This is a genomic window from Herpetosiphonaceae bacterium, from assembly GCA_036374795.1.
In the GTDB taxonomy this organism is placed as follows: Bacteria; Chloroflexota; Chloroflexia; order Chloroflexales; family Kallotenuaceae; genus LB3-1.
Genome location: DASUTC010000072.1, coordinates 1 through 1,460, shown reverse-complemented (window position 1 = coordinate 1,460; position 1,460 = coordinate 1). Strand labels below are relative to the sequence as shown.

The 1,460-nt window shown below is 65.8% G+C and carries 1 protein-coding gene; it reads left to right on the top strand.

Annotated elements, in window-relative coordinates; all coding sequences use genetic code 11:
* Positions 1-1,460 (top strand): tetratricopeptide repeat protein (locus tag VFZ66_05010; GenBank protein ID HEX6288527.1); only part of this gene is annotated, 1,460 nt, incomplete at both ends.

The window sequence follows — 1,460 nt, the reverse complement described above, 5'->3', positions numbered from 1 at the left end:
TGCTCGTGCTCGACAACGCGGAGCATCTGCTCGACGCGTGTGCCCAACTCGCGGACGGCTTGCTGCGCCGCTGCGAGAAGCTCAGCGTCCTGATCACCAGCCGCGAGCACCTGGGCGTGGCCGGCGAGCTGGCCTATCGGGTGCCGTCCCTGTCGCTGCCCGATCCGCAGCAGGAGGTAACGCTCGAAACGATCGCGGCGTCCGAGGCCGCGCGCCTGTTCATCGACCGCGCGCGTCTTCAGCAGCCGCAGTTCGACGTCACTCCAGGCAATGCAGCAGTGCTGGCGGCAGTTTGCCGGCGCCTCGACGGCATTGCGCTCGCTCTGGAGCTGGCCGCGCCGCGCGTGCGTTCGATGTCGATGCAGGAGCTCAGTCAGCGTCTTGACGACCGGTTCGGCATGCTGCAGCAAGGAGCACGCGTTGCGCTGCCGCGGCATCGAACGCTGCGTTCCCTGATCGACTGGAGCTACGACCTGCTCGACGCGCGCGAACGGGTGCTGTTACAGCGGGTTTCGGTATTCGCCGGCGGGTGGACTCTAGCCGCGGCCGAGCAGGTTTGCAGCGGCGACGACTTGCCGGCAGACGCTGTGCTGGACAGGTTGACGTCTCTGGTCGACAAGAACATGGTGCAGGCCGATACGCGGGAGGGAGAGACGCGCTACGGTTTGCTGGAGACCGTGCGGCAGTACGCAGGTGACCACCTGCGCGAAAGCGGCCTGGAGGCGTCCATCCAGGATCGCCTTCTCAACTACGTTGCCGCTCTTACAAGCGCGATGGAACTCCAGTCGCGCACGACCGATCAACTCGCAGCGATCCGCTGCCTCGAGGCCGAGATCGACAACGTGCGCGCGGCGCTGTCCCGTGCACTGATGCCTGGCGGTGACGTTGCCGCGGGACTTCGTACGGCGATCGCGGCCTGCTGGTTCTTCGAAACGCGTGGCAGGGCGTCCGAGGGAGCCTCGTGGTTATCCAGCCTCCTGGCCGCCGCACCAACGGATCTCGATAAAGCCGAGCGCGCGACGGCCCTGCGCTGGGTCGGAACCTTTGCTTTCCGACAAGGCGACTATGCCGCCGCAGCGGCGCATCGGGAACAGGGCCTCGCCTTGTGGAAGGAGCTCGGCAACCAGGACAACGTCTCTCTCGCACTGGCAGGCCTCGGCATGATCGCCCTGGCGAGGGGCGATCACGATGCTGCACGAGGGTTCTTCACCGACGGGCTTGCGATTGCCCGCACCTGCGGAAACGAGCGTCGCGTCCACAACTTGCTGATCCAGCTTGCCCATACGGCCGGAGAGCGAGGCGACTTTGCGACGGCACATGCGCACCTGGAGGAATCACTGCCGATCGCCCAGCGGCTGGGCTCCCTGCAAATGAACGAATCGCTCTACCACCTCGGCATGGTTTCCTACTATCAAGGCGACTATCCGGCAGCGCGCGTCTGTTTGCACGAGAGTCTCGTC